We start from the raw sequence: 26,376 nt of genomic DNA, 5'->3' as shown, positions 1-26,376 counted from the left end.
CGACCCGTGAACCCCCGGTATCAGAGGATTGCGACCACACCCATGGCGACGGCGGCGACCAGCACGCCGATCGCGACGGCGGGCATCAGTGCGCCGGTGAGTACGTATACGCCCATCGCCGATACCGCGAAGAGCATCCCTACGATCAGCCGTTCGACCCAGTCATCGGGACCCATTTTCCGGTACCGGGGACGTGCATTCTTGAGTCCTCGGTCCACGAATAGTTGGATACCCATGCTTAGCCGTCGCAAACATACTTCCGTTGCCAAACGGCAGCCGTTTCGTGATCAACAACCAGCTCGGACGTCAGCGCCGGAAGAGCTTGTTTCCCAGCCAGACGATCGGGTCGTACTGTCTGTCCACCACGCGTTCCTTGAGCGGGATCAGCGCGTTATCGGTGATCTTGATGTGTTCCGGGCACACTTCCGTGCAGCACTTGGTGATGTTGCAGAAGCCCAGGCCCGCATCCTCTTGCGCCAGTTCCCGGCGGTCGGCCACATCCAAGGGATGCATTTCGAGTTCGGCAATACGCATCAGGTATCGCGGACCGGAGAATGCGTGCTTGTTGTCCTCGTGATCACGGACCACGTGACAGGTGTTCTGGCACAGGAAGCATTCGATGCACTTGCGGAATTCCTGCGACCGTTCCACATCGGTCTGCTGCATCCGGTACTCGCCCGGCTTCAGATCCACCGGCGGCGTGAAAGACGGTACTTCGCGGGCCTTCTGGTAGTTGAACGACACATCCGTGACCAGGTCGCGAATAACCGGGAAGGTGCGCATGGGCGTCACCGTCACCACTTCTTCCTGGGTGAACGTCGACATGCGGGTCATGCACAGCAGCCGCGGCCGCCCGTTCACCTCGGCCGAGCACGAACCGCACTTGCCCGCCTTGCAGTTCCAGCGCACCGCCAGATCCGGTGCCTGGGTGGCCTGCAGCCGGTGGATGATGTCGAGCACCACCTCGCCCTCGTTCACCTCGACGGTGAAGTCCTGCAGGCCGCCGCCCTCGGTGTCACCGCGCCACACCTTGAACTTCGCCTCGTAACCCATGGCTATTCCGCCTTTCCGGCGTCGTCCCGCAACTCTGCGAGATCGGCGGGGGTGTAGTACTTTTCGAGCTCCGCCAGGTCGAACAACCGGAGCAGATCCGTGCGCATGGGCACCTGGGCCTCGGGCGTGACGGTCACCGACGGCACCGAGAACCCGACCTCGTCCGGGTCGATGGTGCAGACCAGCAGCTTGTTGCGCCACACCGGATCCATGCCCGGGTGGTCGTCGCGGGTGTGGCCGCCGCGGCTCTCGGTGCGCAGCAGTGCGGCCTGGGCGACGCATTCGCTGATGAGCAGCATGTTGCGCATATCCAGGGCCAGATGCCAGCCCGGATTGAACTGCCGGTGCCCCTCCACGGTGACGTGGTCGTAGCGGTCGCGCAGCTCGGAGAGATGCTCGACGGCCTGCTTCAGTTCGTGTTCCTTGCGGATGATGCCGACCAGATCGTTCATGGTCTGCTGCAGGTCCATGTGCAGCGTGTACGGGTTCTCGCCCGGGCCGCCCTCGGCGGGCGGATCGAACGGCGTCACAGCCGATTTCGCGGCCACGGCGATATCGGTGTCGGCGATCTTGGGCCGTGCGGCCAGCTGCTCGACATAGGTGGCCGCGCCCAATCCGGCGCGCCGGCCGAAGACCAGCAGGTCCGACAGCGAGTTGCCGCCCAGCCGGTTGGAGCCGTGCAGGCCGCCGGCGCATTCGCCGGCCGCGAACAGGCCGGGCACCGTGGCCGCCTGGGTGTCCGGATCGACCTCGATGCCGCCCATCACGTAGTGGCAGGTCGGCCCGACCTCCATCGGCTCCTTCGTAATGTCCACGTCCGCCAGCTCTTTGAACTGGTGGTGCATGGACGGCAGCCGCTTGACGATCTGGTCGGCGGGCAGGCGGGAGGAGATATCCAGATAGACGCCGCCGTGCGGGGTGCCGCGCCCGGCCTTCACCTCTTCGTTGATGGCCCGCGCGACCTCGTCACGCGGCAGCAGATCCGGTGTGCGCCGGGCGGAATCGTTGTCCTTCAGCCACTGGTCCGCCTCCTCGATGGTTTCGGCGTACTGGCCCTTGAACACCGGCGGGATGTAATCGAACATGAACCGCTTGCCCTCGGAGTTCTGGAGCACCCCGCCGTCACCGCGCACGCCCTCGGTGACCAGGATGCCCTTCACCGACGGCGGCCAGACCATGCCGGTCGGATGGAACTGCAGGAACTCCATATTGATCAGCGACGCCCCGGCCCGCAGCGCGAGCGCGTGCCCGTCGCCGGTGTACTCCCAGGAGTTCGAGGTCACCTTGTACGACTTGCCGACGCCACCGGTGGCGATCACCACCGCGGGCGTCTCGAACAGAATGAAGCGCCCGGACTCCCGCCAGTACCCGAAGGCCCCGGCGATCCGGTCGCCGTCCTTGAGCAGCTCGGTGATTGTGCATTCGGCGAAGATCTTGATGCGCGCCTCGTAGTCACCGGTCTGCGCGTAATCCTCCTGCTGCAGCGAGACGATCTTCTGCTGCATGGTGCGGATGATCTCGAGCCCGGTGCGGTCGCCGACGTGCGCCAGCCGCGGATAGGTGTGGCCGCCGAAGTTGCGCTGGCTGATCCGGCCGTCCTTGGTCCGATCGAACAGCGCCCCATAGGTTTCCAGCTCCCACACCCGGTCGGGAGCTTCCTGGGCGTGCAGTTCGGCCATGCGCCAGTTGTTGAGGAACTTGCCCCCGCGCATGGTGTCCTTGAAATGGGTCTGCCAGTTGTCCTTCTCATTGGCATTGCCCATGGCGGCCGCGCAGCCGCCCTCGGCCATGACGGTGTGCGCCTTGCCGAACAGGGACTTGCAGACCACCGCCACGGACAGACCGTGCTCACGGGCCTCGATGACCGCACGCAGGCCGGCACCGCCGGCACCGATCACGACGACGTCGTACTTGTGCCGCTCGACTTCAGGCATGGAACCGAATACTCCTGGGAGACAGAGGAATAGAGGACTGTCAGCCGATGAGGCGAGGATCGGAGATGGTTCCGCTCGCCACCAGCATGACGTAGAAATCGGTGAGGACCAGCGTGCCCAGCGTGGTCCAGGCCAGCTGCATGTGCCGGGTGTTCAGCTTCGACACCACGGTCCAGAAGCGGTAGCGCACGGGGTGCTGTGAGAAGTGTTTGAGCCGGCCGCCCGCGATGTGGCGGCAGGAGTGGCACGACAGCGTGTACGCCCACAGCAGCAGCGCGTTGCCGGTGATGATCAGCGTCCCCAGGCCGATGCCGAAGCCGCCGCCCTTGGCGTGGAAGGAGATCACCGCGTCATAGGTGTTGATCACCGAGATGATGATCGCTACGTAGAAGAAGTAGCGGTGCGCGTTCTGGATGATCAGCGGAAGCCGCGTCTCCCCCGAGTATTTCGCGTGCGGCTCGGCCACCGCGCAGGCCGGCGGCGACATCCACACCGACCGGTAGTAGGCCTTGCGGTAGTAGTAGCAGGTGAGCCGGAACAGCAGCAGGAACGGCAGCACCAGGAAGCCCAGCGGAATCCACATGGGCAGGTGGCCGACCGGCGTGCCGAAATGGCTGGAGCCCTCGACGCACGAGGCGCTCAGGCAGGGCGAATAGAACGGTGTCAGATAGTGGAAGTCGGGCACCCAATACGCGCTGCGCACAAAGGATCTGATGGTCGCGTAGATGACGAAGGCCGCGAGCCCCAGCACCGTCGCGGCCGGCGGCACCCACCACCGGTCGGTGCGGAGCGTGCGTGCCGAAATGGCAGCCCGTCCCCTACTGAAAACCCCGGTAGTGCTCGATTCAGAAGCCTTGACTGGTGCGGCGCTCACTGCTGGATGCCTCGCTGCTCTACCCCGTGGAACGTCATCGTTACCTCCGGCATCGAATGTGATGGTGAGCACCTTACGACAGTGTCGCTATCACTCGAGCTCGCAACAGCTATTTCGTGATCCCGTGATTTGCGCCACATTTCCTGTGGCCGTCAGTGATTCGTTTGCTTGGTGAACAAACGGCAATCTCGCGAACTCGCCGGGCTGTCAGAGTGTTTCGGATTCCGGCCCGCGCGCAGGTAGGGCGGCTCGTCCGCAGCGGTTACCGGCCGTCATATGACAGCAACAACGGTGTGGTGGCCTGTCGGTCTGCTGAGGGTTCGAAGGGAGCCGGTAATGAGACGCGCCGCCATCGTCATGCCGATGCGCACGCCCGTGGGTCTGCCCGGCGGAGCACTCGCCGCGGTGCCGCCGAACCGGCTGGCCGGCACTGTCATCGCGGCGGTGCTCGGGCGCTCGGGCATCGATCCCGCGCGGGTCGAACAGCTGGTCACCGCCGTCCCCGATGCCGAGGCCATCCGCTCGGCCCTGCCGCAGTGCGGACTGTCGCCGGAGCTGGGTGACTTCGCGCTGGGCGAGGGTCCCGGCAGCGGACTGCGCGCCCTGATCACCGCCGCCATGATGGTGCGCACCGGCGCGGCCGACGTGGTGCTGGCGGTGGGCGCCGAATGCTCCAGCGCCGCAGGGGGATTCGACGCGCAATCCGCCAGCGTCCCGCCGCTGCCCGGCATCCGCCCGGGGCCCGCGGCCGACGACGGACCCACCACCGACCAGCAGATCGCGATCTGGTCCGCCGAACCTGAACGCGGACAAGCGGATTCGGACCGCGCCGAACAGCTGGCCCGCGCCCACGAGCTGGGCCGGGCCGCGGCCGACGACTTCGCCGCGGTCAGTCACCGCCGTGCCGCCCGCGCCCATCGCCAGGGTGTGTTCGGTGCGGAGACCGCGCCCGTGGTGGTGTGCGCGCGCCCGGACAATCCCAATTCCGAGGTGGTGCGCCTGGTCGACCGCGACGAGGGGTTGCGCGATGATGTCTCACACCGCGCCTTCGCGGCGCTGTCCCCCTTCCGGCCCGATGGCGTGACCACGGCCGGAAACAGCAGCAGCCGCGGCCTGGCCGCCGCGGCCTGCCTGGTGGTGGCAGAGGACCGGCTGGTGGATCTCGGCCTGGAGCCGATGGGCTATCTGCTCGACTGGGTCAGCACCACCGCTCCCCTCGGCGTCCCGGTGCCCGCCGCCACCTCCGCGGTCGCGAAGGCGCTGTGGCGCGCCGGTTTCGAACTGTCGGACCTGGAGCTGCTGGAGGTGGAGGAGACCTCCGCTGTCGAGGTGCTGGCGCTGGCCCGCACCCTGGGCCTCGAGGACGACACCGCGGAGCGCCTGAATGTGCACGGCGGCGCGATCGCCCTCGGTGATCCGGGCGGCGCGGCGGGTCTGCGCATGGTCACCACCATGCTGCACGAACTGGCCCGCCGCGACGGCGGTCTCGGCCTGGCCGTGACCCCCGTCGGCCCCGGCAGCGCCCTGGCCGCGATCTTCGAATCCCCCGATCTGGAACCGGTTTCGCAGGCCCCGCGCGGCGCCCGCTTCCGCGGCGTCGGCGGCCGGCGCTCCGGCCGGGGCCGGCACCGCCACTGAGGACTGGTCCACCGCCACCGAGGACTAGTCGCGCGGGCGGAGCCGGACGACCGCCGTGCCCCGGGCGAAGGCGGCCGCCAGCTCCGCGCGGTTGACGCTGCCGTCCGAATTCAGGCTGATGCCAGCGTATTTCCCGTGGGTCGGGTTCTGCTCGAGGATGATCCGATACGGCTCGGCCGCCGCGTCCACGTCGGTGACGACCTCCCAGTCGGCGTCGATCTCCCGGCGCCGCAGGCCGATTCGCACCGGCTCGCCGGCGCGCAGGTTGTGACGCCACTTGGCCGCGGTGCCGATCAGCAGCGTGCCGTCGTGTTCGGCGTAGGCGACGGGGTGCTCGTACACCCGCCCGCTCTTGCGGCCGACCACGGTGACGATGAGCAGTTTCCCGCTGACCACCCGGTGCAGCGGTGAGCGCAGGACCCGGCGCATGACGGCGTTGAGCCGCTCCTGTTTGCGGGTAGCGGCCGGGTTCGGGGTTGTCGTTGCTGGCTGGGACATCGGTGCGTCCTCCGGTTCCCTATTTACTGAGTGAATACTCAGAAAATACGACCAGGTGCGGCATACTGCAAGGGTCGTGCCGGAAAACGACAGTCGAAACGTGACAGGAGGCGATGTGGGGACCCGTTCCCGAGGGCGGCCCAGTACCGGTGTGCGCGAGGCCGTGATCGCCAGCGCGCAACAGGTGCTCGCGGAATCCGGCCTCGCCCGGCTGTCCACCAAGGAGATCGCGGCCCGGGCCGGCGTCGCCGAATCCAGCATCTTCTATCACTTCGGCGATCGAATGGGCCTGCTACAGGCCGTGATCCAGCATCAGCTGCGCCCGCTCAAGGACCTGCTCGCCGACGCGCCCGCCGCGGATCTGCGCACGGCGCTGCGGTCGCTGCTCGCGACCCTGGAGGAATTCTTCGTCTCCGCCCTGCCGGTGATGGCGGCGGTGCAATCGGATGCCGAGCTGGGCGCGGTCTACCGGGAACGCAGCCGCGATCTCGACCTGGGCCCGCATCGCGCGGTGGACGCCGTGGTCGCCTACCTGTCGGCCCGGGGCATCGAGGCCGACGATCTGCGCACCCCGGCTCTGCTGCTGGTCGGCGCGGCTCATCAGCGCGCGCTGCAGCGGCAGCTGAGCCCACCCGATGCGCTCGTCGAATTGCCCAGCCCCGACGCCATTGTCGAGGTGGCCCTCCCGCTGTTCGAAACGAAGGATTAGTTACTTGGTGCGGGGGCGGGAGTGGAAGCCCAGGCCCTCGTCCTGCGCGCCCATCCAGGCCGCCTCATCGTGCTTGGCGTCGGGGACGTAGATCGTCTCCTGCTTGGCCCGCGGTGCTTCCGGCGGCGGCGCCTGTTCGAACTCGTCGGTGTCGATGACGAGCCTTTCCAGATCGTTCTCCAGCCGGCGGACGGTGCCCGCGTCTCCGTAGTGCGAACGCAGTGCGGTGACGCACTGGCGGAGCTGGCCGACCGCGTAGCGGAGTTCCGCAATCTCGCTGCGTGTCATCGAAACCCTCCTCGAGCCGTGTGACAGACCACACATCGTGATCTACAACACAGTACGTGATCATGCGGGATTCGTCTCGTCGGCGATGAATATTCGCAGCTAGAGGGCCTGTCACCGGATGCGGAATTGGGGCGGCGGACGTTTCAGATCTTCCGATCCGCCCGCCGCGGATGATCTTCCGGCTACCCCGCGATGGCGTACTCCGGCCCGCAGTCGGGACCGCAGTCCGGGTCCGCATCGCGCGCTGCCGCGGTCGCCCGGGCCACCAGCGCCACCACCGCGGCGGCCACCTCCTCGGCCCGCTCCAGGATCACGCTGTGCCCGGCGCCGTCCAGCCGCACCAGCTCGGCGTCGGCGACCTGGGAGGCCAGCACCACGGAGTGCGCGAACGGAATCATGATGTCCGCGGACCCGGCCAGCACCAGCACCGGAATCGAGCCCAGGCGGTGCAGGGTCGCGGTCTCGTCGAAGCGGATCAGCGACTCCAGGAAGCTGGCCATGGTCAGCAGCGAGGTGTCGTTGAGCATGGTCGTCGCCACCGCCAGCATGCGCGGGCTCACCTTGCGGGTGCCCAGGGTGGCGTCCCGCATGATGGGCTCGAAGATGCGGCGGCTCAGGTGTTTCGAGGCCTGCATGGCCCGCGGCGCGCGCCGCACGGCCACCCGCAGCGAGTTCACCGCCGGTGCGCTCAGCAGCCGACCCAGCCCCACCCGGGTCACCCCGTTGGCGGCGCTGGAGAGCAGTCCGACGCCGACCACCCGGGTCCCGATCGTCTCCGGATACAGCCGGGCGTAGGCCAGCACGGTCATGGCGCCCATCGAATGACCCACCAGGACAACGGGTCCGGTCGGCACCACGACCCGCAGCACCGCGTCCAGATCCCGGGCCAGCTGCTCGATGGTGTACGTGGAAGGGTCGGCATTGCCGGAATCCCCGTGTCCGCGATGGTCGTAGAACACCATGTGGGTGTCGTCGTCCCAGGTCTGCAGCAGGTGCCCGCGCATGAACGCCCACGATTCGGCGCGCAGGCAGTGCCCGTGGACGAACACGACGGTGACGGGGGCGTCGGTGGTGCCGAACTCACGCACCGCGAGTGGCACGCCGTCATCGGCGGACACGGTGATGTGGTGGCCGTCGAAATCGGCTGCGCGGGGGTCGATCGTGGACATGACGTCCTCCTGAAGAGTGCGCCTTCTTGCCCGGTTGTCGGTAGAAATAACCCCTGCGTTAACCCCCCACACCAGGCGTTATAGACAAGTTGTCCAACTGTCTCCGCTGATCTATGCACGACTGTCGGGGGATCTATCGGAGTCTCGTCACATTGCTGGACCCGTGTAGAAATCCCTGTACGTCCGGCCGGCGTCCGTAATTTCTACTTACATCTAGCAAATGATCTAGACAAAATTAGCTTCATATCGCATCGAGAGTGACCGTCATCCCATGCCGCATCGTCACCTTCCGGCTGTCATGACAATCTGCCTCTCTCTAGCAATTGGACTAGAGAGCGGCAGATTTCTGTGCGGACCTTGGCTACGTGGCCGCCCCCGTCTTCGTGGATGGGAGGAACGGGCGCAACAGGTTCTGTTCCACCGACGGCCCGAACTGCCATTCGGCGATCCAGGGGCCGGTGCCCTCGCTCGGATCCAGTGCGCCGCCCTCGAGCCAGCGGTAGCGCCCGTCGAGGATGCCGCGGGTGAGGTCGGTGTCGGCGTCATCGGTGTTGGACCAGAGATCGTCGAAGAGCTTCTCGACCCGCCGGCGGGCCTGGCGGCAGAAGACCTCGGCGAGTTCCTCGGCGGCCACGCCGTCGGGATTGCCGTCCACCCGCAGGGACTGGGCACGCACGCAGGTCGCGGCCATGGCGAACAGTTCCGCGCCGATGTCGACGATGCGGCCCAGGAAGCCCTGCTTGTACTCGAGCTTGGCCTGCCAGCGCGCCATGCCGTACATCAGGGCGCGGGCCTGCTTGCGCGACATCCGCTCGACGAAGCGCATGTGCCGGGCCAGCGGGCCGAATTCGCCGTAGCCGACCGGTGCGGTGCCGGCGCCGACGGTCAGCTGCGGGAACCATTTGGCATAGAACCCGCTCGCCCCGACCGCCGCCTTGGCCTTGTCCTTGAGCTCGGCATTGCGATCCACCAGCGCCCCGGCCGCGGCCATGTGGGCATCGGCCATCTCACGGGCGATGAGCAGCCGCATGATCTCGCTGGAACCCTCGAAGATGCGGTTGATGCGCAGATCGCGCACCAATTGCTCGGCGCCGACGGCTCTTTCGCCGCGGGCCCGCAGCGAGGCCGCGGTCTCGTAGCCGCGGCCGCCGCGGATCTGCACCAGTTCGTCGGCGATCCGGCACGCCATCTCCGAGGCCCACAGCTTGGCCAGCGCGGCCTCGATGCGAATGTCGTTGCGATTCTCGTCGCACATGGTGCCCGACAGATCGAGCACCGATTCCAGCGCGAAAGTCGTTGCGGCGATGTAGGAGAGCTTCGCGCCGACCGCGCCGTGCTCGCCGACCGGACGGCCCCACTGCACGCGGGTGGCCGACCATTCCCGCGCGATCTTGAGCGACCACTTGGCCGCGGCCGTGCACATGGCCGGGATGGCGAGGCGACCGGCATTGAGGGTGGTGAGCGCGATCTTGAGCCCGTCGCCCTCGCGGCCCACCAGATTCCGCTTGGGTACGCGCACCTTGTCCATCCGGGTGACACCGTTCTCGATGCCGCGCAGGCCCATGAACGCATTGCGCCGCTCCACCGTGATGCCGGGGCTGTCGGCCTCCACGATGAACGCGGAGATGCCGCCGCGATGGCCCTCGCTCTTGGGCACCCGCGCCATGACCACGAGCAGTTCGGCGACAACGCCATTGGTGGTCCACAGCTTCACGCCGCTGATCTCGTAGGCCTCCCCGTCCGCGGTCGGGGTCGCGGTGGAGGCCATGCGTGCGGGGTCGGAGCCCACATCGGGTTCGGTGAGCAGGAACGCGCTCACCGCGCCCTTGGCGCAGCGCGGCAGGAACTCTCGCTTCTGGTCCGGGGTGCCGGCCAGCTTGAGCGGCTCGGGCACGCCGATGGACTGGTGCGCGGAGAGCAGCACCCCGAGGCTGGCGTGCGCGGAGCCGACCATCATGAGGGACTTGTTGTAGCCCACCTGCGACAGCCCGACCCCGCCGTACTCCTCGGGAATCTTGAGGCCGAAGCAGCCGAGTTCGGCCAGACCGCGCACGTATTCGTCGGGGATGCGGCCCTCGGCCTCGATGCGCTGGCCGTCGATGGTCTCGCAGAATGCCCGCAGCCGGGTCAGGTACGCCTCGGTCTTGGCGGCGTCCGCGGCGTCGGGGCGCGGGAATGGATGGATGAGGTCGAGCCGGAACCGGCCGAGGAACATCTCCTTGGCGAAGGACGGCTTGGCCCAGGTGGTTTCGCGGGATTCCTCGACCAGTGCCCGGGCTTGTTCTTCAGTGGCGTCGAACTTGGCGGCAGTCGCCATGATGTCCTCCTCGACCGTGATGAGAATCACATTCGAGTGTAGGAGCCTTTGTTACCCGCCGGTAGGGGCTGGCAAAGATCGAAAAGCCTAGTCACGAGATGATCTTGATCAGCTGGCTAATCTTTGGTTATTGAACGCCACGCAGGTATCGGCCGAAATGCGGCACCGTGAAACCGATGGTTCCGCGCTCGGCCGAGTAGATCAGACCCTTCTTGATCAAACCGTCGCGCGCCGGGGACAACGAGGCGGGTTTGCGTCCCAGCTCGTGCGCCACCGCCGAGGTGGCCACCGGCCCGTCGTCGCCGGACAGGTCGGCCATGGCGCGCATGTATTCGCGCTCGGCCGGTGTCGCTCGCTCGTAGCGGGAGCCAAAGAAACCGACCGCCAGCTCTTCTTCGGCCGCGGGTGCCGCCACCGCCACATCCTCGGCCGAGATCGGGCTCTGCGCCGCCGCGTCCCAGACGGCCTTGCCGTATGCCTGCACGAAATACGGGTACCCGTCGGCCTTCCGGTACAGCGCGTCCAGCGCCTCCTCGGAGTACTTCACGTTCTCCCGCTCGGCCGGTGCGATGAGCGCCTGGTCGGCCGACTCCCGATCCAGCCGATCGATGCGGTGGTAGGAGAACAGGCGCTCGGAGTAGCTCTTGGACGCGGTCAGCACCGCGGGCAGATGCGGCAGACCCGCCCCGACCACGATCAAAGGCGCGGCGTCCTGGCTCAATTCGTGGCAGGCCCCGCAGATGGCCGAGATGTCGGCCGCCCCGAGATCCTGCATCTCGTCGATGAACACCGCGATGCCGATGTCCAGATCGCGCACCAGCGCCGCCGCCTCCATGAGCAGCTCCACCAGATCGATCTCGATATCGCCGGAGTCGGCCCGCCCGGTCACCGCGGGCACATCGATGCCCGGGTTCCAGCGTTCCCGCATGCTCTTGCCGTCGGTGGAGCGCAGTGCGAAAGCCTTGAGAATCCCCAGGAAATCGTCCACCTGCTCCGGATTGCGGTGGGTCACAGCGATCGAACGCACCGCCATGTGCAGCGCCGAGGCCAGCGGCCGCCGCAGTTCCTGATCGGGGCGGGCCTCCAGCTTCCCGGTGCCCCAGCCGCGCGAGCGGGCGGCCGAGCGAAGCTGGTTGAGCAGCACCGTCTTTCCGACGCCACGCAAACCGGTGAGCATGACGCTGCGTTCCGGCCGTCCGCGCGCCACCCGCTCCAGCACGATGTCGAAGGCGTCGAGCTGCCGGTCCCGGCCCGCGAGCTCGGGCGGTCGCTGCCCCGCGCCGGGTGCGTAGGGATTCCTGACAGGGTCCATGCGGCCCAACCGTAGCGCGGTCGTCGCGGATTATCCGGGCATCTATCGGGGACGCTAGAGACAGCTATCGACCGGCATACCGGCTCGGCCGATTCGCGATCAGCGGAAGTCGATACAGCGAGTCCGCGGTGTCCCCGGGGGTCTCTACCCTTATGCCTGATTCGTTGGGATCCAGCGCAGGAGGGTTCATGTCGGAAGAAGCCGTACCCACGCCCACCGTCGCGGAGGTGGTCGAATCCTGGAACGTGCCCGCCGAGGCGATCGTGGCCGCGCGCATCCGCAACAACATCCTGGTGGCCATCGAGCGCGGGTACGACGATCCGCAGCTGGTGGCCGATCTCGCGGTGGGTCCGCTGGTCATGGCGCTGGGGCAGCTGGAAGTCGATCTCGCGGACGCTCGCCGGCGGATTGCCGAGCTGGAGCGGGCGATCGAGGCGAAGGATTGATAACGGGCGTATCGACCACGTATATCGTCTCGTGATCTGCGGCCCTATACACCGAATTACTTGTTCAGCGGGGCGTTTTCGTAAAGATGCGACGCGCTTATCGTGTCGGGTGGACAACGCGGCGGCCTAGTCGTAATCTTCTCGTGACTTAGCGGAGTCTGTTGCTTCATCGGAGAGGCAGCCCGCGACGTTACAGCAGCAAGATCGGAGATGCGGCTCAGTGGGTAAGCACAGCTTGCAGCAGGAATCTCGGCTTCCGAATTCCGTGAAGGGCGCCATCGTCATGGGTGCGATGGCCGCGACGACTACCGGCGTGTTCCCGGCGATCACCGCCACCGCCGCCACCGTCGAGATCCCGGGCATCGGAAACTTCGACGTGCCGGACGATTTCGCGCCCCAGGTGCAGCAGTTCAACCAGACGGTCAAGGACGCCGAGACGGCGCTGCAGACCCCGGGCGGACTGGGCGGCGGCGCTCAGGTCGGCGTCCCGGCTGCACCCGCTCCGCAGTTCCAGCTGCCCAGCATCTTCCAGAAGTCCAGCTCCGTCGGCGACATCGCGCTGCACGCCGCCGAGACCAAGGTCGGCGCCCAGTACTCCTGGGGCGCGACCGGTCCCTACAGCTTCGACTGCTCCGGCCTCGTGCAGTGGGCCTACAAGCAGGCCGGAGTCGAGCTGCCCCGCACCAGCTTCGAGCAGTCCAACGTCGGCGCCCCGGTCGCCTTCGAGGACCTGCAGCCCGGCGACATCGTCATCACCAACGGTGGCGGCCACGTCGGCATCTACGCCGGCGACGGCAAGCTGTTGAACGCCGTGCAGACCGGCACCCCGGTCTCCTACACCAACCTGCACGCGAGCCAGGTCGTCACCGCGCGCCGCATCGTCAACGCCTGACGCACATATCGTCGTCAACGCCTGACGCAGTATCGTCGACGTGTGACCACTGCTCCACTGAGCACCACGGCTCAGGCCCGAATTGATTCTTGGACCTGGGCCGTCCGCATTTTCAAGACCCGCTCCGCGGCCGCCGCGGCCTGCCGGTCCGGGCATGTGCGGGTCAATGGCGTACCGGTCAAGCCCGCGCACCATCTGAAGCCCGGTGACGAGATCCGCGTCCGCGTCCATGGTTCCGAACGCATCGTCATCGTCGAGCAGCTCATCACCAAGCGCGTCGGCGCGGCCGTGGCCGTGCAGTGCATGATCGACAAGAGCCCGCCCCCGCCCGACCCGCAGCTGACCGCCCTCCTGCCGCGCCGTGATCGCGGCGCGGGCCGCCCGACCAAGCGCGAGCGCCGCGAGACGGACCGGTTGCTGGGCCGCGACCTCCCCCGCCTCCCCGGGACTTCGGCGGACGGCTAGGAGCCGTCGACAGCCTTGCACCCGTGCCGAAGGTTGGGTGCCAACCCGATTTCGGACGTGCCCGACGAGTTACCCTCCACTCACGAAATCAGTTGTCTCGCTGGGATATTGCGGCATCGCCCGGCGTGCCCGTGGACGCCGCCCGCGCTCCCCACGCGGCGGCGGCGATGGTGACCAGCGCGCCGAGCATGAGCGCGGCTGGTTCGCCCGGCTTCAGCACGTGCAGCTGGGTGCCGACCGTGACCGCCGCGACCGGCACGCCGATCTGCGCGGAAGCGATGGCCCCGAGCGGAATCGGCTGACCCAGGAACCGCATGAGCACATGGGCCAGTACCGCGCCCGCGCCCAGTGCCAGGCCCAGCAGGATCAGGTGCGGGTGGTCGCCGAATTCGCGCAGGTTCAGCCGTGCGCCGAGCCAGACGAAGAACAGCGGCGCGAGGAAGCCGTCGCTGATGGCGAAGAGCTGCTTGGCGACTCGGCGCGGTTCCCCGATGGCCGCCACCACCAGGCCGAGTGCGAAGCCCGCCAGCATGATCGAGACGTGACTGCGAGTGGCGAGCGCGCCGAGGGCGAACAGCAGGGCGAGGCTGACCCGCAGTTCGAGCGCGAACTGCCGATCCTCGGAGATCTTGTGCAGCCGATGCCGGATGCCGGAGTCCTCGAGCCAGCGCAGGAAGAAGTACGCGACCACCGCCGCCCCGGCCACCAGGAGCGCCCCGAGCGCGGCCCGGCTCGCATTGTGCGGATCGATCACCAGCGGCAGCGCCACCACCGCGGCCGCGTCGGCGAGGGCGACCTGAGCAGTCATCTCCAGCACGGGTTTTCCGCTCAGCCCCTGGGAATCGATGATGGGCAGCACGATGGCCGCCGAGGAGGAGGCGAGCAGTACGGCGTAGAGCAGTCCGTGCCCGGTGCCGAACCACGCCGCGATGCCCTGCCCGGCGATCACCGAGAGCACGCCCACCAGCACCGCGCGCAGCACGCCCCGCCCCAGCGCCGAGCGAATGGCCGCGTTCCGCACCGGCACGTGGGTGCCGGCCACGAACATGACCACCGCGAAGCCGACGTCGGCGATGAAGGCGAAGGTCGGGTCCTCCGGATGCAGCAGGCCGAAGCCGGTGGTGCCGAAGACGATTCCGGCCAGCAGTTCACCCAGGATGACCGGCAGGTGCCAGGACTGCCGCCAGGCCAGCCAGGGCCCGGCCAGGCCGAGCAGGGTGATGAGGGTGAGGGTCTGGAAGGTCACGGCGTCGTCGTCTCGGCATTCACGCGGTCAGGGCAGGGAGGCGATCTTCACCGGGATCGCGATGTTCTCGTCGGTGTAGTAGATGGCGCAGACCCGGTGATAGCCGTCCACGATCTGCATGGGCACGGCCTTGCGGAAGTCCCCGCGCACCACCAGGATCGGCGAGAGCGCCAGGCCGGCCGTGATCTTGGCGAGGTCGCGGCGGACAAAGGGGTTGTAGGTCGGCAGGATCTCCAGCTGCGAGGCGCGCAGCAGGTCCTTCGCCTTCTTGTGCACCACGGGGGCGTCGCGCAGCTTCTGGACGACCTTGTCGACGATGTCCGGCTCCGCCAGCATGTCGAGGTAGTCCGCGGCGGCCGGGTAGTCGTGCTCGTCCGGCTCCTTCTTCCACTTGACCGTGATCTCGGGGTCCGCCATGGAGTCATCATTCCCGTGCGACCGACCGGTCGCATATGGACACGCTGATTCGGTCCCAATTGACCGTTTTGACCGGCTGTCAGGCTGCGGGGCCGACCACCCACTCCACGCAGATGACCCGCCGATCCACCTGCGCCGCCGCCAGTTCCCGCACCGCACCCGGCTCGGCCGCACTGGGTACGCAGGTGAGGAGCACGGTGAAATCGGTGGGATCCGCCGCCGTCAACTCCAGCAGATTCGCCGCCGCCACCAACCGCGTCTCCCCCGATGCGTGCACCACGCCCCGGACGGCCGGCCCGCACTCGCGAATGTCCTGCAGCGCCGTCGCCAGATCGGTGCGATCGGCGCAGTCGCACCGCATCACCACGATCCGCTCCTCCATCCCGGTCAACCCCGTCGGCAGCGGCCGCGGCGTGCGGGTCAGCACCACCACGTCCCGCGCCCCCGCCTCCAGCAGCCAGCGCACCGCGACCTCGCCCTGCGGGCCCAGCCCGCCCGCGACCACATATGTCCCGTCCGGCCGGATCTCGACGGCCGGAAAGGCCGGTGCCGGCGGCTGCCCGGCCGGGTACGCCGCGCCGGAGCCGCCGTCACGCCACCGGCGCCGCGCACCGGAATCCGGTCTGCGCCATTGCCGTTGCGGTGGAGCGGCCGTCAGTGAGCCGAGGGCTGTCCAGTCCACGGCGCACCCGTCCAGATAGCGCCGCGCGATGGTGTGCAGAAAACTCTCCGCCTCGTCGTCGCGGGACAGCACGGCCTGCGCGCCCTCCCGGAACGGGGCGCGCTCCCGCAATCCCGGGGTCAGCACCGGCTCCGGACCGATCTCGAGGATCATCGAAATCCCGTCGGCGGCAGCGGATTCCAACGCCATGGCCAAGTGGACCGGACGCCACGCGTTGGCGGCCCAGTAGGCGGCGTCCGTGCGCAGGTCCTCCGCCGTGGCCGGCGGTGCCGCGGTGCGGGTGGTCTCGTCCTCGGTGGCCCGGGTGTCCGGCATTCGCGGCACCCGGCCGGGCCGGGTGGTCGAGTAGAACGGCAGCTGCGGCAGGTTCGCCACGAGATCGGTGAGTTCACCGTGCAATTCGGCGGCGCGGTCGCGGATCGCGGGCAGGTGCGCGGCGGCGGGTATTGCGTCGGCCGGGAGGCGCTGGGCGAAGATGGTGCGGCGATGGGCCCGCCGCACCAGAGCGTCGATATAGCGGGGCTCGCCCGCCACGGTGATGGCGGTCGGACCGTCCACCGCGGCGACCGCGACATCGGCGCGCATGGGCTCGACCAGCCTGGTCACCTCGGCGAGAGTCGCCTCGAGCACGGCCGCGGCTCCACCCCTACCGGCCCGCTCGAGCAGCCGCGCCCGCGCCACCACCACCCGGGCCCCGTCGTCCATCGACAGCGCGCCGCTGGCGACCGCGGCGGCCACCTCACCGGCGCCGTGCCCGGCCACCGCATCCGCGTGCAACCCCACCGACTCGAGCAATTCGGCCAGTGCGACCTGAAAGGCGAACAATGCCGAATGCTCGAATACGATGTCGCCCGCGCCGGATTCGCCCGAAGTGTCGCCATCGCAGCCGAATTCGCGCGCGCGATCGGGCCCGTGGTCGCCGCCTCGACCCGCAGGGGTCGTTCGGTGGAATCCATTGCGCGGCGTCCAGACTCGTGGGCCGCCGGCCGCCGCCACGGCGTCCACGGCCGTGGTCAATGCCGCCGCGAAGACCGGGTACCGGGCCGCGAGCGCGCGTCCCATGCGCGGGTGGCCGCCGGTTCCGGGGAAGAGGAAGAGCGTGCCGCCGTCGTGATCGGTGCGGACCGGGTCGAAGATGCCGGTGGCCGCGCGTGGGAGGGGTGCGGCCGTGACCGTTCCCGTGGCGCGGGCGATCGCGGGCGTGGTGGCGATCCGGCGGGCCAGGGTGCGCAGGTGGGCCGCGGCCTCGGCGGTGTCGCGGGCGAGGACCCCGGCGCGGGTGGGTTCGGGTATGAGCCGGGCAGTGGCGGAGGCGAATTCGCGCAGCGAGCGATAGGACCCGATCGCGACGGCCCAGCGCAGCGCGAGGGCGTGGATGGCGGCCGGGTCGCGTCCGGTGAGGGGCAGGAGAACCGGGGGTTCGTCGCCGCCGTCGCGTGTAGGGGTCCCGCCCGGGCGTGCGGGATCGTCCAGGGCGATGTGCGCGTCGGGGCTGTCCGCCTCGGGGAAGCCGATGGCGGGCCCGCCGATATCGGCGTAGCGGCGGGTTCGGGTCCGTAGCGCGTCGGTCGTGCGCTGCAGCACCAGGACGGTGCAGATGCCATTGCCGCCGCCCGCTCCCGTGGCCACACCGGTGCCGCCGTTCCTGGGCACCGGTATCCGGAGGTCCGAAATGTCCGGTAGCAGAGCGAGATCCACACCGCCCGCGATGACGAAGGGCACGGCTTCGTCGGCCAGCAGGCGCACGCCCATGTCCACGGCGACCAGTGGCGAGGCGCGCCGGCTGTCCACGGTGAGGCTGGGACCGCGCAGGTCCAGGGCGCGCGACAGGTGGTGGGCGCTATTGGTGCCGCCGACCGCGCCGAAGACCACCGCCGCATTGGACGCCGGTGCCAGACAGCCCAATCCGGAGTCGTCCAGTGCTTCCACGGCGACCTCGAGGTTGGTGCGCTGGCGCGGGGTGAGCCCGGCGGCCGCGAGGCGATCCATGCCGAACCACTCGTGATCGAACTCCAGACCCGTCGACCGGCAGCCGACGCCGACGATCGACACCCGGGGGAACGGGGTGGGATCGGTCGATGCTCTCGTACTGTGCCGCACAGGAATGCCCTCCCGTGTCCGCGCGCTGTCGGCCGTCGAGGTACCACCGGCGATTCTGCCAAGTTTTCGCCGCGGCTAGAAGAGCTTTCGCGCAGGCGAATTCGTCACCCGGCGCTGTGCAGGTCAGCGCCTACCCGACCGCCCCGAAGACATCGGGTCATCGTTCCGCACGATTACGAGGCCGTGGCCGTCCGCCCCTGGAAGGGATGGTCGAAATCCTCTGCGGTGGCATGGGAACTGAAGAACCGCAGTGCTAGGTTCACCGCGTCCTGTTCGGTGTTCACACCAGAGATGGCCATGGTCCGGCGCAGCGCGTCGTCGTCGAGATAGATTCGAGTGATGGCCATTTCAGGCACCTCCGCCGCATCCGTCGTGTTCTCAAAGCATGACGGATCCAGCAGGCGCCGATAGCCGGAATGGCCAGAGCCCTTGGCAGGAAATGCCAAGGGCTCTGTCGTAATTGTCTGGGACGTACGGACTTTCGCCCGAATTATCCGATCATGCCCGCGAGCCGCTGCTGGATCAGCGCCTCCGCCTCGGTGACCATCCGGGAGACCAGCTCACCGCAGGTCGGAATGTCGTCGATGAGGCCCTGCACCTGACCGGCCGACCAGATGCCGGCGTCCAGGTCGCCGTCCTCGAACACCCGGCGGCCGCGCGCGCCCGCCACCAGATCCTTGACGTCCTCGAACTTGCCGCCGGCCTTCTCGATCTCGACGACCTTGCGGCTGATCTCGTTGTCCGCCACGCGGGCGGTGTTGTGCATGGTGCGGAAGATGAGCTGGGTGGCCCGCTCCGAGTTGGCGACGATCTGCTCCTTGACCGTCTGGTGGATCGCCGATTCCTGGGTGCACATGAAGCGGGTGCCCATGTTCACGCCGTCCGCGCCCAGCGCCAGCGCCGCGACCAGGCCGCGGGCGTCGGCGATACCGCCGGAGGCGATGACCGGGATGTCGAGGGCCCGGGTGGCGGCCGGAATCAGGATCAGACCCGGCACGTCGTCTTCGCCCGGGTGCCCGGCGCATTCGAAGCCGTCGATGGACACGCCGTCCACGCCGATCTTCTGCGCCTTGAGCGCGTGCCGCACGCTGGTGCACTTGTGTAGCACCTTGATGCCGGCTTCCTTGTAGTACGGCAGGAACGGCTCCGGATTGGACCCGGCGGTCTCCACGATCTTCACGCCGGACTCGATGATCGCCTGCACGTACTCCTGGTACGGCGGCGGGTTGATCGACGGCAGGATGGTGACGTTCACGCCGAAGGGCTTGTCGGTGAGCTCACGCGCGCGGTCGATCTCGCGGCGCAGATCGTCGGGGGTGGGCTGGGTGAGCGCGGTGATGATGCCGAGACCACCCGCCTCGGAGACGGCGGCGGCCAGTTCGGCGCGGCCGACCCACATCATGCCGCCCTGGACGATGGGGTGCTCGACCCCGAAGGTCTCGGTGAATCTGGTCTTCAGTGCCATGGGCGCTGTCCTCTCCCTGCCTCTCGCAAACTGCCCCGATACTCGCATAGTTGCATATGGAGCGACAACCCTGATGTGAGTCGGAGTTTGCATCTGACCAGGGCTGTGACCAGTGAACCCGGGAATGGCCACTCCTGGGTTCGAGTGTCTACCAGGCTCTTATACGTGCCCTGAGCTGCTGAATGAAGCCGTGAGAACTTCTCGGTGAAACCTTCTCTGTAACCCTTGTCACGTCAGAAAGTTAAGCGCTATTCTCACAGTCGATCAGCGTGAAAGGACAACGCATGACCTTCCAGCCGCTAGACGAGCCGATTCGGTCGCGTCGCAACCACTGGGTGAACCAGGTCGCGACCCACGCGGCCATGCGGCCCGGTCAGGTCGCCTTCAAGTGCAAGGGCGTGGACACCACCTGGAAGCAGCTGCACGAGCGGTCGGAGCGGTTCGCCGACGCGCTGTCCCGTCGAGGGGTCGGGTTCGGCGATCGTGTGCTCATCCTGGCGCTGAACTACACCGAGTACATCGAGGCCGTCATGGGCATCAATGCGCTCGGGGCCATCGCGGTGCCGGTGAACTTCCGGCTCACCCCGCCCGAGGTCGCCTACATCGTGGCCGACTCCGGCGCCAAGGCCATCGTCACCGACTCGGTGCTGCAGCCGCTGGCCGTGGGCGTCGCCGGGCAGGCCCCGGACCTGTCCACGGTCGTGGTCATCAACGGGCAGACCGGCGCGGGCGTCATCGGCTACGACGACTTCCTGGCCGAGCCGGGCGAACCGCATGCGCCACTGGACATTCCGGAAGAGACCCCCTGCCTGATCATGTACACCTCGGGCACCACCGGCAGCCCCAAGGGCGCGGTACTCACCCACGCGAACATGAACGCGCAGGCGCTGACCTGTATCCGGGCCATGGAGATCACCCCGGACTCCATCGGCTTCTGCAGCTCACCGCTGTTCCACATCGCCGGATTGGGCTCGCTCACCCCGTATTTCATGCTCGGCGGCAAGACCGTGCTGCACCCGCTGGGCGCGTTCGATGCCACCGAATTCCTCGACGCCGTCGAGGCCGAGCAGGCCACCGCCGCCTTCTGCGTGCCGGTCCAGTGGCAGCTGATCTGCGAGGAGCCGACGGTCAAGCAGCGCAAACTCGCGCTGCAGGCGCTGTGCTGGGGTGCGGCCCCCGCGTCGGACACGGTGCTGCGCGCCATGGCCGACTGCTTCCCGAACGCCTTCAATGTGGCGGTGTTCGGCCAGACCGAGATGTCACCCATCACCTGTGTGCTCGAGGGCAGGGACGCGCTGCGCAAGATCGGCTCGGTCGGCCTGCCCATCCCCACCATCCAGGCCCGCGTGGTCGACGACGAGATGAACGATGTCGCACCCGGTACGGTCGGCGAGATCGTCTATCGCGGACCGACTCTCATGCAGGGCTACTGGAACAAGCCCGAGGCCACCGCGGAGGCCTTCCACGGCGGCTGGTTCCACTCCGGGGACCTGGTCCGCCAGGACGAGGAGGGCTTCATCTACGTGGTGGACCGCAAGAAGGACATGATCATTTCCGGCGGCGAGAACATCTACTGCGCCGAGATCGAGAACGTGCTCTTCGCGCACCCCAAGATCCACGAGGCCGCCGTGGTGGGCCGCGCGCACGAGAAGTGGGGCGAGGTGCCGGTCGCGGTGGTCGCGCTCATCGACGGCGTCGACGACCTGACCCTCGCAGAGCTGGAACCGTTCCTGAACGAGTCCCTGGCCCGCTACAAGCACCCCAAGCACCTGGTGGTCGTGCCCGAGCTGCCCCGCAATGCCAGCGGCAAGGTCGTAAAGGTCGAACTGCGCAAGGCGTATTCGGCCTAGATCATGTCCTTGGCGGTGAGCCAGCGCATGATCGGCCAGCCGCAGAACACCGGCAGCCAGCAGGTCAGCACCCGGTAGAGCAGGACGGCGGGGACCGCGATCCCCGCCGAGACACCGAAGGCGGCCAGACCACCGATGAGGGCGGCCTCCACCGCGCCCACCCCGCCGGGGGTCGGGGCGGCCGAGGCCAGGGTGCCGCCGATCATGGTGACGATGGTGACGGTCACGAAAGTCGTACTGCCGCCGAAGGCTTCGATGCTGGCCCACAGCGCCAGCGCCATGCCCAGGGTGGTGGTGGCACAGCCGCCCACGATCATGGCCAGCCGGCCGGGCCGCCGGGCCAGATCCTTCAGCTGGCCCACCACCTCCGCCAGCTGCGGGCGCACCTCGTTGAGCAGCCACTTGCGGACCTTGGGGACGAACATGGTCACACCCAGCAGGCCCAGCAGGGCGCCCGCCACCAGGTACAGCACGGTGGCACTGGGCACGAAATGCGACAGGTTGGTGGAGGTTCCGGCCAGCGCGCCGAAGATCAGCAGCAGCACCACGTGGGTCACCACCTGCACCGTCTGCTGCAGGGCGACCACCGCGGTGGCCCGCACCGCGCCCAGGCCGCCCTTCTGCAGGAACCGCACGCTCAACGCCAGCCCGCCCACGCCGGCCGGGGTGGTGGTCGCGGCGAAGGTGTTGGCGATCTGCATGAGCAGCAGGTTGCCGAACCTGACGGCCTCGGAGGCGCACGCCCACAACGCCATTGCCGCACCCACATAGGTCAGGGCGGACACGGTCAGCCCCAGCAGCGCCCAGCCCCAGTTCAGATTGCGCAGCTCCGAGGCGAAGGTGGGCACCGCGCTGATGTACGGGTAGGCCACGTACACCAGGCCGATGAGCAGCACCAGCTGGATGATCTGGTTGCGCGAGAAGCGGGTGATCTGCGCGGCCTCGATCTTGTCCTGCCCGGTCTGCGCGGCCACCTCCGCGCGGATGTCCTTCATCAGCTCGCCCGCGTCCGGCACCGCCTTGCGGAGGTGGGTGGGCACCGCGGTCTTGGTGAGCCGGGCCGAGGCGTCCAGCACCGCCTGCTTGTCCAGTACTTCGAGCGCGGTGCGCACGGCCGGGCCGACACCGAACAGATGCGCGGAGGACAGCAGCAGCTGGGCCACATCGGAGTCGAAACGCACCTGGTACGCGCCGAATTCGGATTGCACGAACCCGCCGAACAGCACGGTGCCGTCGTCGAGGACCCGGATCTCCTCGGCGTGCAGTTCGCCGTGCGAGATCTGGGCCTGATGCATGCTGTGCAGCGCCTGCCACACCCGGGTCAGCACCGGCTCCCCGTCGGCGGCGGCCAGCGGCCGGCCCTGGGGCACGGTGTGCGCGTACACCATCCAGCCGCGGTCCAGCGCCGCCACGGTGAGCGGCTTGTTGCTGGCCAGGCCCAGATCGGCGATGGCGAATCCCATCAGGGCGCGATGCTCGACCGCGCGGCGCATGGAGGCGAACGGCGCCGGGTACTCGCCGCTGCGAATCGTGAGCCAGCGCTTGAGCTGCTGCAGCATGCCGCGGCTGCGCTGGTTCGCGCCGTACATCTCGATGATCAATTCATTGTCCGGTGAACGGGATTCACCGGACTCCGCCGCGGTCCCGGCCGCGGCGGGCACGCCATTGGGTGAGGCCCCCAGTTCCGGCTGCGGCACCGTGCTCGCCGAAAGCACCAGTGGCCCACGGGCGGCCGGGCGCAGCACCTTGAAGGCGGTCACCCGGAAGCCGCGCTGGGCCAGCACCCGCACCGCCGCGCCGAGCGGCACCTCGAGTGCGGGCGTGCCGACCACCAGCACGATGACCGCGCCCACCAGCCAGCCCACCACCAGGCCCAGCGCGGCCCGGGCGGGCACCACCAGCGACACGAACAGGTGGATCGGCACGAAGGCCAGCAGCAGCGTCCACCACCAGCGTCGCGCCCGCGCGGGCAGCCACGGGCTGGCCACCGTGAGCGTCGCCGCCAGCATGGCGATCCAGCGCGGATCGTCGAGGAACTGCGACAGGAAGGTGTTGACCTGTCCCGGTTCCGACAGATGCCAGCGCGGTGCGGAGAAGCCGGTGCCGGTGATGGAGAACAGGCCCAGCGCGATCAGGCCCGCGGAGACGAAGCCCGCCAGCAGTTTCCACTGCCCGCGCAGCACCAGCCGCACCAGAATGGCGAAGGGCAGCGCGAGAATGGCGATGCCGTAGACGATGTAGACCAGGTTCGACTGTTCCGGGGTCAGGAACCCCACGATGCCGGAGACCGAGCGCTCCAGCGCCTCCCACTGCGGCCTGGTGATCAGCGATCCGGCGATGACGATGGCCACCGACAGCGCGGACAGCACGACGCGCAGAATGTCACTGGTCCGGCGGATCCGCGGCTGCAGCAGGCTGCCGGAGACGGGAATCTCCCGCCCGTCGACTCGCATGTCCTATTCGCGCTTTCGGATCGTGGGAACGGCTGTGGTCCCATGGTCGGCTCGGTGTGAGTATGCGGCAGCCGACGGCATCACCGACCACCCAACACGCTGGTAACCGTAACAGTGTCTGATTCGCCCCTCCGCTCCGCTCCGGGGCGGGTTCGCGGCCCCCGGGGTCTCGATTCTTCCCTCCTCCGCTCGTCCGCTCCTCCGCTTCGCTCCCCCGCTCCGTCGGTCCAGAATCGAGACGGCCGCGAACCTGCCTGTTATTCCTGCTATTCCTGCTTAATGCGAGTCTTCGATAGATCGCGAACAGGCGTGCGAGGATCGGGCCGTGGTGCTCGATCTCCGTGTCTGTTTCGTCGGTGAGTCCTTCGTCGCGGGAGTCGGTGATCAGAGGTGCCTGGGCTGGGCGGGCCGGCTCGCGGCCCGGGCCACGGCGGCCGGACAGCCGCTGACCTCCTACAACCTCGGCATCCGACGGGAGAACAGCACCGAGCTGCGAGCCCGCTGGGAGGCCGAGTGCGCGCCCCGGCTACCCGCGGGTGCGGACTGCCGGGTGGTGATCTCCACCGGTGTCAACGACACCCAGCTCGAGGACGGCCGTCCCCGGGTCGATCCCGGTGAGTCGGAGCGCAATCTGGCCGACATCCTGCGCCGGGCGCGGGAAAAGGGCTGGCGGACAATGGTGGTCGCGCCGCCGCCGAATGTCGACGACGAGCACAATGCCCGGCTGCTGGCGCTGGACGCCCGCTTCGCCGACCTGTGCGAGGAGGCCGAGGTGCCCTACCTGCGGGCACATCAGCCGTTGCGCGAGAACCAGATCTGGATGCGCGATGTCGCGGCCGGCGACGGCTTCCATCCGGGCGCGACCGGCTACGACGAGTTCGCCGCCCTGCTCGCCCCGCACTGGCTGCTCTGGCTGGCCGATCCGGGCTCGGAACTGCCGGTGGTGCGCTGAGTTTCGGTTGCGGGTCCCAGCCAGTCCTCGACCATGCCTTGGAGCCGCGGCTCCCGGGTCGAGGTCACCAGGCCCGAGCCGACCAGTACGCCCAGCGCGATGGCGAGCACGGTGAGCACCGCGGTGACCAGGATGTGCAGGCCGTTGGGGTCGTTCTCGGTGACCAGTGCGGAGATCCCGCTCAGGCTCATGCCGCCGGGCACCAGCATCCAGAAGGCGGGCAGGAACACCACCTGTGTCGGCGGGGCATCCTTGAAGCGCTGCACCAGGTATGCCACCGGCACCGCCACCATGCCGCCGAGGAACGAGCCGAGCAGCCCGCCGCCGAGCTGGGTGCCCAGCTGCTGCCCGCAGAACGCCGCGTAGAGCACGATCAGCAGCCAGCCCAGGGATTTCGGCGGGGCGCTGGCCCGCCGGCTGTGGCCCAGTCCGATCAGCAGCACCCCGAGTATCGGTGTCCACCAGCCCAATCCGTGTCCGGCGTGCGGTGACACGGTGGGCAGCGTGCCCAGCAGTTGCAGCCCGACCAGTACCCCGAAGGCCAGCAGCACCAGCTTGTTGAAGCCGTAGATGGTGCGGCTGGCGCCCGCGATCATGGATCCGGTGGCCAGCTCGATGGACCCGTTGGTGAGCATGGCGCCCGGCAGCAGGCTCGACACCGAGGGGATCAGCAGCTGGGACGGATTTCCGCCGCCGAGCGCATTGGGGAAACCGAACGACAGCAGGGTGACCACCGCCCCGGCGAGCACCGGCAGGCTGGTGTACAGCAGCCGGAACCGGTCGGCCGCCATGATCAGCAGCTGCACCGCCAGCCCGAGCACGATGTAGCCGAGCAGGGCGGTGGAGGTGGGGTTGAGCATCAGGCCGAGCCCCACGGTGAGCACCACATTGCCGGTCAGCAAGCGCCACACCGGTGTCGGCTGCGGCGAGGCGAGGATGTGCTCGAGTGCCGCGGTGGCCTCGGCCGGCGGCGGCAGTTCGCTGGTGATCCGGTCGATGAGTTCGTAGAGCGCGGCGATCTGATCCAGGCGCAGGGTGTCGGAGTCGGCCTCCAGCAGGTCCATCGCCGATCCGCGCGAATCCTGTACGCGCACGAACACTCCCGTGGGCAGCACGAAGAAGTGCACCTCGGTGGCCTCGTAGCGGCGCGCCAGTTCGTCGAGGATGTCCTTTACGCGGCCGGTGGTCTCGCCCGAGCGGATGAGGGCTACGCCCATGTGCCGCAACAGATCCAGCAGGTCGGCGGAGATGGGTGGTTCCTCCGGCGGCGGGGCCTGCTCCGCCGGGGCGACCGCGCCGGGGCCGACCCGCCGCAGCCAGCGATCCATGGATCCGGCGGCCTTGCGGGTGGCCCCGTAGAGGCTGCGCGACAGGGCGCCCCGGCCATGCATCGTGCGCCGGTGCCGTGGATGGTGCCGCGACAGACTCGTGGGTCTCGCCTCCATAGATGAGCAACTTTGTAGCAATCAAAACTTAGCGCGCGGCGGGCCCGGATCCGCCGGACGCGAGCCATATCACTCCCATGCATCCCCGCTCTGAAGCGGAACTGCCGATAGCACCCCGCCCGAATCCCGACTTCCAAGCCATGGGGTATGCCTACCGGTTGCCCTCTTCCT

23 protein-coding genes are annotated in these 26,376 nt (G+C 68.3%); 7 read left to right on the top strand and 16 right to left on the bottom strand.

Going from position 1 to position 26,376, the window contains the following annotated elements; translation table 11 throughout:
* Positions 1–20 precede the first annotated feature (20 nt).
* From ACFXIV_RS30510 to ACFXIV_RS30495, 4 genes are all read right to left on the bottom strand, one after another.
* On the bottom strand, positions 21–176 hold the full coding sequence (locus tag ACFXIV_RS30510; RefSeq protein ID WP_354840902.1) for a hypothetical protein: 156 nt from the start codon (positions 174–176) through the stop codon (positions 21–23).
* Between the two features lie 130 nt (positions 177–306).
* A complete protein-coding gene (locus tag ACFXIV_RS30505; protein ID WP_379384410.1) occupies positions 307–1,053 on the bottom strand; it encodes a succinate dehydrogenase/fumarate reductase iron-sulfur subunit in 747 nt (248 codons plus the stop codon).
* Between the two features lie 2 nt (positions 1,054–1,055).
* Positions 1,056–2,987: a fumarate reductase/succinate dehydrogenase flavoprotein subunit gene (locus ACFXIV_RS30500; RefSeq protein ID WP_379400719.1), complete on the bottom strand. Its 1,932-nt coding sequence runs from the start codon at positions 2,985–2,987 to the stop codon at positions 1,056–1,058.
* A gap of 40 nt (positions 2,988–3,027) precedes the next feature.
* Positions 3,028–3,861: a hypothetical protein gene (locus ACFXIV_RS30495; protein WP_379400718.1), complete on the bottom strand. Its 834-nt coding sequence runs from the start codon at positions 3,859–3,861 to the stop codon at positions 3,028–3,030.
* A 336-nt stretch (positions 3,862–4,197) separates the two neighbouring features.
* Here ACFXIV_RS30495 and ACFXIV_RS30490 point away from each other — a divergent pair, with 336 nt between their 5' ends.
* Complete coding sequence (locus ACFXIV_RS30490; RefSeq protein ID WP_379400717.1) at positions 4,198–5,499, top strand: acetyl-CoA acetyltransferase; 1,302 nt, start codon at positions 4,198–4,200, stop codon at positions 5,497–5,499.
* A gap of 24 nt (positions 5,500–5,523) precedes the next feature.
* Here the strand turns inward: ACFXIV_RS30490 and ACFXIV_RS30485 are convergent, their stop codons facing one another.
* Complete coding sequence (locus ACFXIV_RS30485; protein WP_379400715.1) at positions 5,524–5,997, bottom strand: nitroreductase/quinone reductase family protein; 474 nt, start codon at positions 5,995–5,997, stop codon at positions 5,524–5,526.
* Positions 5,998–6,112: 115 nt separating this feature from the next.
* On the opposite strand from ACFXIV_RS30485, the gene ACFXIV_RS30480 reads away from it, so the two are divergent.
* The gene (locus tag ACFXIV_RS30480; RefSeq protein ID WP_379400714.1) at positions 6,113–6,706 is read left to right on the top strand and encodes a TetR/AcrR family transcriptional regulator; all 594 of its coding nucleotides are present in this window, start codon (positions 6,113–6,115) and stop codon (positions 6,704–6,706) included.
* On the opposite strand, the gene ACFXIV_RS30475 is transcribed toward ACFXIV_RS30480, so the two are convergent.
* The 4 genes from ACFXIV_RS30475 to ACFXIV_RS30460 form a co-directional block, all read right to left on the bottom strand.
* The gene (locus ACFXIV_RS30475) at positions 6,707–6,994 is read right to left on the bottom strand and encodes a hypothetical protein (protein WP_356996046.1); all 288 of its coding nucleotides are present in this window, start codon (positions 6,992–6,994) and stop codon (positions 6,707–6,709) included.
* A gap of 182 nt (positions 6,995–7,176) precedes the next feature.
* Complete coding sequence (locus ACFXIV_RS30470) at positions 7,177–8,163, bottom strand: alpha/beta fold hydrolase (RefSeq protein WP_379400713.1); 987 nt, start codon at positions 8,161–8,163, stop codon at positions 7,177–7,179.
* A 361-nt stretch (positions 8,164–8,524) separates the two neighbouring features.
* Positions 8,525–10,480, bottom strand: coding sequence for an acyl-CoA dehydrogenase family protein (locus tag ACFXIV_RS30465; RefSeq protein WP_379400712.1), 1,956 nt, complete (start codon positions 10,478–10,480; stop codon positions 8,525–8,527).
* 127 nt (positions 10,481–10,607) lie between these two features.
* Positions 10,608–11,792 (bottom strand): AAA family ATPase, encoded by a 1,185-nt coding sequence (locus ACFXIV_RS30460; RefSeq protein ID WP_379400711.1) that lies wholly within the window; start codon positions 11,790–11,792, stop codon positions 10,608–10,610.
* Between the two features lie 188 nt (positions 11,793–11,980).
* Between ACFXIV_RS30460 and ACFXIV_RS30455 the strand changes: the two genes are divergently transcribed.
* From ACFXIV_RS30455 to ACFXIV_RS30445, 3 genes are all read left to right on the top strand, one after another.
* Positions 11,981–12,238 (top strand): hypothetical protein, encoded by a 258-nt coding sequence (locus ACFXIV_RS30455; RefSeq protein ID WP_354840935.1) that lies wholly within the window; start codon positions 11,981–11,983, stop codon positions 12,236–12,238.
* A 220-nt stretch (positions 12,239–12,458) separates the two neighbouring features.
* Complete coding sequence (locus tag ACFXIV_RS30450) at positions 12,459–13,130, top strand: NlpC/P60 family protein (RefSeq protein WP_354840938.1); 672 nt, start codon at positions 12,459–12,461, stop codon at positions 13,128–13,130.
* A gap of 42 nt (positions 13,131–13,172) precedes the next feature.
* Positions 13,173–13,595, top strand: coding sequence for an RNA-binding S4 domain-containing protein (locus ACFXIV_RS30445; protein ID WP_379400710.1), 423 nt, complete (start codon positions 13,173–13,175; stop codon positions 13,593–13,595).
* A gap of 88 nt (positions 13,596–13,683) precedes the next feature.
* Here ACFXIV_RS30445 and ACFXIV_RS30440 read toward each other — a convergent pair whose 3' ends face one another.
* The 5 genes from ACFXIV_RS30440 to ACFXIV_RS30420 form a co-directional block, all read right to left on the bottom strand.
* Positions 13,684–14,841, bottom strand: coding sequence for a cation:proton antiporter (locus tag ACFXIV_RS30440; RefSeq protein WP_379400709.1), 1,158 nt, complete (start codon positions 14,839–14,841; stop codon positions 13,684–13,686).
* A 27-nt stretch (positions 14,842–14,868) separates the two neighbouring features.
* The gene (locus ACFXIV_RS30435; RefSeq protein ID WP_379400708.1) at positions 14,869–15,258 is read right to left on the bottom strand and encodes a hypothetical protein; all 390 of its coding nucleotides are present in this window, start codon (positions 15,256–15,258) and stop codon (positions 14,869–14,871) included.
* A 79-nt stretch (positions 15,259–15,337) separates the two neighbouring features.
* Positions 15,338–18,040: an acyltransferase domain-containing protein gene (locus ACFXIV_RS30430; protein ID WP_379400707.1), complete on the bottom strand. Its 2,703-nt coding sequence runs from the start codon at positions 18,038–18,040 to the stop codon at positions 15,338–15,340.
* A gap of 173 nt (positions 18,041–18,213) precedes the next feature.
* Positions 18,214–18,387: a type II toxin-antitoxin system VapB family antitoxin gene (locus ACFXIV_RS30425; RefSeq protein WP_354840953.1), complete on the bottom strand. Its 174-nt coding sequence runs from the start codon at positions 18,385–18,387 to the stop codon at positions 18,214–18,216.
* 143 nt (positions 18,388–18,530) lie between these two features.
* Positions 18,531–19,505, bottom strand: a complete 975-nt coding sequence (locus ACFXIV_RS30420) for a nitronate monooxygenase family protein (RefSeq protein ID WP_354840956.1) — start codon at positions 19,503–19,505, stop codon at positions 18,531–18,533.
* Between the two features lie 284 nt (positions 19,506–19,789).
* Between ACFXIV_RS30420 and fadD5 the strand changes: the two genes are divergently transcribed.
* Positions 19,790–21,355 carry a fatty-acid--CoA ligase FadD5 gene (fadD5, locus tag ACFXIV_RS30415; protein WP_379400706.1) on the top strand — a complete coding sequence of 522 codons (1,566 nt, stop codon included), beginning with the start codon at positions 19,790–19,792 and terminating at the stop codon, positions 21,353–21,355.
* Here fadD5 and ACFXIV_RS30410 read toward each other — a convergent pair.
* Positions 21,352–23,808 carry a flippase-like domain-containing protein gene (locus ACFXIV_RS30410; RefSeq protein WP_379400705.1) on the bottom strand — a complete coding sequence of 819 codons (2,457 nt, stop codon included), beginning with the start codon at positions 23,806–23,808 and terminating at the stop codon, positions 21,352–21,354. The genes fadD5 and ACFXIV_RS30410 overlap by 4 nt on opposite strands.
* 325 nt (positions 23,809–24,133) lie before the next feature.
* Between ACFXIV_RS30410 and ACFXIV_RS30405 the strand changes: the two genes are divergently transcribed.
* Positions 24,134–24,760: a GDSL-type esterase/lipase family protein gene (locus ACFXIV_RS30405; protein ID WP_379400704.1), complete on the top strand. Its 627-nt coding sequence runs from the start codon at positions 24,134–24,136 to the stop codon at positions 24,758–24,760.
* Here the strand turns inward: ACFXIV_RS30405 and ACFXIV_RS30400 are convergent.
* Positions 24,676–26,151: a threonine/serine exporter ThrE family protein gene (locus ACFXIV_RS30400; RefSeq protein ID WP_379400703.1), complete on the bottom strand. Its 1,476-nt coding sequence runs from the start codon at positions 26,149–26,151 to the stop codon at positions 24,676–24,678. The genes ACFXIV_RS30405 and ACFXIV_RS30400 overlap by 85 nt on opposite strands.
* Between the last annotated feature and the right edge of the window lie 225 nt (positions 26,152–26,376).

It is taken from the genome of Nocardia sp. NPDC059236, assembly GCF_042754085.1.
In the GTDB taxonomy this organism is placed as follows: Bacteria; Actinomycetota; Actinomycetes; order Mycobacteriales; family Mycobacteriaceae; genus Nocardia.
The sequence above is the reverse complement of the archived record's forward strand: the minus strand, read 5'-3'. Positions and strand labels throughout refer to the sequence as shown.